Source organism: Mesorhizobium sp. M7A.F.Ca.CA.002.09.1.1, assembly GCF_003998555.1.
Lineage (GTDB): Bacteria > Pseudomonadota > Alphaproteobacteria > Rhizobiales > Rhizobiaceae > Mesorhizobium > Mesorhizobium ciceri.
Genome location: NZ_RZRR01000271.1, coordinates 1 through 6,120, shown reverse-complemented (window position 1 = coordinate 6,120; position 6,120 = coordinate 1). Strand labels below are relative to the sequence as shown.

The 6,120-nt window shown below is 63.4% G+C and carries 2 protein-coding genes; both read right to left on the bottom strand.

Going from position 1 to position 6,120, the window contains the following annotated elements; all coding sequences use genetic code 11:
* Positions 1-258: 258 nt before the first annotated feature.
* On the bottom strand, positions 259-2,571 hold the full coding sequence (locus tag EN994_RS14105; RefSeq protein WP_063169839.1) for an EAL domain-containing protein: 2,313 nt from the start codon (positions 2,569-2,571) through the stop codon (positions 259-261).
* Between the two features lie 144 nt (positions 2,572-2,715).
* The coding region (locus EN994_RS14100; protein WP_164745913.1) for an indolepyruvate ferredoxin oxidoreductase family protein at positions 2,716-6,120 on the bottom strand (3,405 nt) is incomplete at its 5' end.

The following is a 6,120-nucleotide window of genomic DNA, read 5'->3' as shown; positions in this document are numbered from 1 at the left end:
GCAGCCCGTTTACCAGTCGTTAAGGTTAACGATTGCTAAAATAAAACTAAAATTGGTGGTTTTCTTCGTTTTCTGCGTCGCGACGGGGAAAGAGCGTGTCTCGAACATGACGGGAAGCGGCTGAAATTCTGGCATGGCCCGCGATGTGCAAAGAAACCTCGAATGCAGTGAATGCCTAAAGCCTGGGCGCCTGTTCAATCCTGATGGAAACAGGGATGGGCTCTCAGTGCCTGGGCACCATGCGCCAGGCGCCGCAAATCAGCGGCGTACCGCCTTTTTGGCGGTCCTGATATCCTTGGCGAAGGGCCATACCGTGTTCGACATCGTCTCGATGCCGGAAGCGCTGAGCGCCGAACCGAACAGGAACCCCTGGACAAGATCAGGCTTGACCTGCAGCGCCAGGATCTTGAGCTGCTCGAAGGTCTCGACCCCTTCGACGGTCACCGAAAGCCCCAGCGGCCGCGACAGGTTGACGATACCCTTGAGCAGCTCGAGCGAACGGGGATTCTGGGTGACGTCCATCAGGAAAGAGCGGTCGATCTTGATCTTGTCGAGCGGCAGCTTGTGCAGGTAGCTCAGGCTCGAATAGCCGGTGCCGAAATCGTCGAGCGCGATGCGCACGCCAAGCTGCTTCAGCTCCTCAATATACTGGCGCGTCAGCGACTTGTCGTCGAGCAGCGCCGTTTCGGTGACCTCGATCTCGAGCCTACTGGCGGCGAGGCCGGTGCCGGCCAACGCATCGCGAACCTTCTGGATGACATCGCGGCTGCGGAAATCCTTGGCCGAGAGATTGACCGAAACGCTGGTCTGGTCGGGCCATTTGGCGCATTCGGCGCAGGCTGCCTGCAGCACGAAGGTGCTGATCTCGGAAATGATGCCCATTTCCTCGGCAAGCGGAATGAAGATGCTGGGCGAGATTGGCCCGAGATCTGGATGATCCCACCGGCACAGCGCCTCGCAACTGGCGATACGCATGGTGCTCATCGCCACGATCGGCTGATAGACCACCCGCAGGCTCTTGCCCTCTACCGCGGTGCGCAGATCCGCCTTCATCAGCTGACGGTTGCGGAAGGCGGCATCCATCGAAGCTTCGAACAATCGCCAGCTGTTCTTGCCGAGTTCCTTGGCCTTGTAGAGCGCCAGGTCCGCCTTCACGATCATGGCGTCGACATCGGTATCCTTGACCCGTGACAGCACCGCGCCGCCGCTGGCCTGAATGCGCAGCCCGTGACCGGCGACGTCGACTTCCCCTTGCAGGCCGGCGAATATCTCGTCGAGCTGGCTGGTCAGATGGCTCTCATCCTCGACGCGGTCGAAGAAGATCATGAACTCGTCGCCACCGAAACGGCTGACCGTGATATCTTGCTTGGCAATGGCGCCAAGCCGCTCGGCAACGGCATAGATCAAGCCGTCGCCGATCGGATGGCCAAGCGTGTCGTTGACGCTCTTGAAATCGTCGAGATCGAGCACCGCAAGGCCGCAGAGACGGTCGCGATCGCCGGACGCCATGGCCTCGCCCACCAATTCATGGAAATAGGCCCGGTTGGGCAGGCCGGTGAGATTGTCGTAGCGTGCCATGAAGCGGATCTTGTCTTCCGCCTCGACACGGGCGGTGACGTCCTCGAAGGTGATGACGCCCAGTTCCTGGCTGCCCTCGCGAGCCGAGAACTCGTAATGCTGGCCGTTGGCGAGGGAAACCAGCACCTTGCGGTCGCGACCCTCACGCAGGGCACGCGTCAGCTGCGCCTCGATGTAGCGGCAATCCTTGGGCGCCAGCATGCCGCCGGCGACACCGCGCATCAACAGACCGTGGATCGACCGTCCGAGCAGCGCGTCGGGCGACTTGAGCGACATCAGATGCGCGGCCTCGGCATTGGCCACCGCGACGCGGCCGTCCGGACCGAGCATGACAAGGCCGTGCGACATGGTGTTGAGCGCCCGGTTGAAGCGCTGGGCAATGCGGTTGGCCTTCTTCTCTTCCGAGACGGCCGCAAAAAGCACATCGCGTACGGTGTTGGCGAATTTCCGGATGGCGAACAGGAACGGCGCCGACAGCAGCCCGAGGAGGACATGGTAGATGTCGCCGCGCAGCAGGAAGCCAAGCGAGATCGGCCAGGTCAAGGCAATGGTCAGGATGGTGACCATGCGCGGCGAGCCGTAGTTGCGGCCGGCGATGGAGGTCGCCGTCGCGAGCGTCAGGCAAACGGAGGCGATTTCGGCGAAACCATCGCGCGCGAAATAGATGCCGAGCAGGCAGAAAGCGCCAAGCGTCAAGCCATGCAGGGAGCCATAGAGAATGTAGTCATTCTCACGCTTGTGCGCCTCTTCCCAGGTCGTCGGCGACGGCATGCTGTTGTATTTTCGAAAGTTTCTCATGCGGAACACACCGATGAGAACCATCGAGATCGCGACCAGCAAATACCGCGGATCGCCGCCCTTCCACCAGACCAGGCCGATCAGGAAAGTCTGCGCGAGAATGCCGATCGAAAGCGTCAGCCCGTCGCGAAACAGGGTTTCCACGAACGGAATATAGACGTCGACCGGGATCTCGTTCTTTTTTCGCAGATTCAACGCCTGAATCCCAACCCTGGGGAGCCAAGCAGTGCCACATCCGCCTTAAGAAAGATTTAGAGAGACCCTCGCGCTCCTGCCGTCAAGCCGGGTGACGCAGCGGAAAGCAAGGAAACTGTCGTTCAGGTAAACAAGGCGTATCGGTCATTCGGCGGCCTGAAGTTCGGGCCGCGCCGGCGTACTCGACAGGCGTTCGAGCAGCCTTTGGCGCTCGCCGGCGGCCTTTTGCGCGCTGGCTTGGCGGACGTGGCCATAGCCGCGGATGAGGGCAGGCACCGAGGCCAGCGCAACCGCCGCATCGACCCTGGCTGGGGCCAACGATCCGGCGATGAGCTCCAGATCCGCCTCGTACCGCGCCAGCAGCTGCCGCTCCATGCGCCGTTCGGCGGTGTAGCCGAACAGGTCGAAGGCAGTGCCGCGCAGGCCCTTCATCGCCGCCAGCACGCGAAAACCCTTCATCATCCACGGGCCGAAGCTCGATTTCCGCGGGCTTCCGTCATTGCCGCGACGGCCCATGATCGGCGGAGCGAGGTGGAATTCGAGCCTTTCGTAGCTCTGGAACTGCTTGCCCAGTTCGGCGGCGAAAGAGCCGTCCGTGTAAAGACGCGCCACCTCGTATTCGTCCTTGATCGCCATCAGCTTGAACAGGTTCCTGGCGGCAGCCTGCGACACCGCGGTCGAACCAGGCACGGCCTTCGCTTCGGCGGCGCGCAACGCGGCCAGTTTTCCGGCATAACGCCTGCCATAGGCGGCGTTCTGATAGGCGGTCAGGAAGGCGACGCGGCGGGCAATGATGTCGTCCAGCGTCTCGGCGGTGTCCGTGGCCTGGCCTGCCTTTCCAGCCGCGGTCGGACCCGGCTGGGCAACCAGCCCGCGCACGAAATCCGGCTGATGGGCAGCGCGACGGCCCCAGCGGAAGGCGGCGATGTTCATCGCCACGGCTTCGCCATTGAGCTCGATCGCCTTCTCGACCGCCTCGGCGGACAGCGGCAGGCCGCTGTGCTGGAAGGCAAAGCCAAGCATGAACATGTTGGCGCCGAGCGAATTGCCGAAAAGTGCCGTGGCAGTGCGGGTGGCATCGAAGAAATGTGCCTTGTCGTCGCCCGCAGCCGCGCGGATCGCCTTTTTCAGCCGCTCTATCGGCAACGAAAAATCGGCCGAGCGGGCGAATTCGCCGGGCATGATCTCGGCGGTGTTGGCGACGAAGATGGTGTGGCCCTCGCGCACCGCGGTCAGCACCTTCTTGGCGCCCGACACGACGAGATCGCAGCCAAGCACGAGATCGGCCTTCCCCGCCGAAACGCGGATTGCATGGATGTCGTCCGGGGTACGAGCGATGCGGACATGGGTGAACACCGAGCCGCCCTTCTGGGCGAGGCCGGCCATGTCGATCATGCCGCAGCCCTTGTCCTCAAGATGCGCCGCCATGCCTAGCACCGCACCGACGGTGACGACGCCGGTGCCGCCGACGCCGTCGATGATCGCCGCCCAGCCCTGCTCGCCAAGCGGGAATTGCGCCGGCACGGGCACGCCTTCCAGCGGATCGGCCTTGCCGGCCAGGCCCTCGGCCTTGCGGATCTTGGCGCCGTGCACAGTGACGAAGGACGGGCAGAAGCCGTTGACGCAGGAGAAATCCTTATTGCAGCTCGACTGGTCGATCTTGCGCTTGCGGCCGAATTCGGTCTCGACCGGCTGGATCGAGACGCAGTTCGACTGTACGCCGCAATCGCCGCAGCCTTCGCAGACCAGTTCGTTGATGAAGACGCGCTTGTCGGGATCGGGGAATGTGCCGCGCTTGCGGCGGCGGCGTTTTTCGGCGGCGCAGGTCTGGTCGTAGAGCAAGACCGAAACGCCCTTGACGTCGCGCAGCTCGCGCTGGACGAGATCGAGGTCGTCGCGGTGATGGATAGTGGCACCGGCCGGGAATTCGGCTTTGCCAGCATATTTGTCCGGCTCATCCGTGACGATGGCAATGCGGTCGACACCCTCTGCCCGCACCTGCCTGGCAATCATATCGACGGTCAGGCCGCCTTCGTGCGGCTGGCCGCCGGTCATGGCGACCGCGTCGTTGTAGAGGATCTTGTAGGTGATGTTGGCATCGCTCGACAGCGCGAAGCGGATCGCCAGCGTACCGGAATGGTTGTAGGTGCCGTCGCCAAGATTCTGGAAGATGTGCTCGCGCTTGGAGAACGGCGCCTGGCCGACCCATTGCGCGCCCTCGCCGCCCATGGCCGTGAAGCCGACTGTGTTGCGGTCCATCCACAGCGCCATGAAGTGGCAGCCGATGCCGGCCGCGGCGATCGAGCCGTCCGGCACCTTGGTGGACGAATTGTGCGGGCAACCGGAACAGAAGAACGGCGTGCGCGAGCCGATGTCGGTGGCCTCGGTGAGCATTGCCTGGAACTGGCGCAGTTTTGCCACCCGCGCCGAAATCTCTTCGGACGGGCCGATGGTCCTGACGATCCTCTCGCCAAGCGCGATGGCGATCTCGTTGGGATCGAGCGCGCCTTTGGCCGGAAACAGCCAGTCGCCGCGCTCGTCCTTCTTGCCGATAATGACCGGTTGGGTGGCAGTGCCATAAAGGCTTTCGCGCAACTGTACCTCGATCAGCGAGCGCTTCTCCTCGACGACGACGATGGTGTCGAGGCCGCGGGCGAAACCGGCGATGTGATGCAGGTCGAGCGGCCAGGGGCAGCCGACCTTGAACAGCCGCACCCCGATGCGGTTGGCGGCCGCTTCGTCGATGCCGATATCCTCCAGCGCCTGGCGAACGTCGAGATAGCTCTTGCCGAGCGTGATGATGCCGATCTTCGGATTGCGGCCGCCCGAATAGACGATGCGGTTCAGCCCATTGGCAAGGATGAAGGCGGAGGCCGCGGCGCGCTTGTGTTCATGCAGCCGCTCTTCCTGGCCGAGCATGTCGATCTCGTGGCGGATGTTGAGACCGCCAGGCGGCATGTCGAACTCCGGCACGACGATGTTCAGCCGCTCGAGCGCGGCATCGACCGAGGCGGTCGATTCGATGTTGTCCTTGACGCATTTGATCGCCGCCCACGTGCCGGCAAAGCGCGACATGGCGAAGCCGTAGAGCCCGTAGTCGATGATCTCCTGGACACCGGCCGGGTTGAGGATCGGCACCATCGTGTCGACGAACAGGAATTCGGTGGCGTGCGCGTTGGTCGAGGATTCGGCCATATGGTCGTCGCCCATCAGCGCAAGCACGCCGCCATGCTTCGACGATCCGGCGAGGTTGGCGTGGCGGAACACATCGCCTGAGCGGTCGACGCCCGGTCCCTTGCCGTACCAGACCGAAAAGACGCCGTCATGAGTGCCCTCGCCCAGCAGCTCCGTCTGCTGCGCCCCCCAGCAGGCGGTGGCGGCAAGCTCCTCGTTGAGACCCGGCTGGAAGACGATGTCAGCCTGGGCGAGCTGTTTCTTCGCCTTCCACAGCTGCATGTCGAGGCCGCCGAGCGGCGAACCGCGATAGCCAGAGACGAACCCGGCCGTGTTCAAGCCGGCGCGACGGTCGCGCTCGCGCTGCATCAAGAG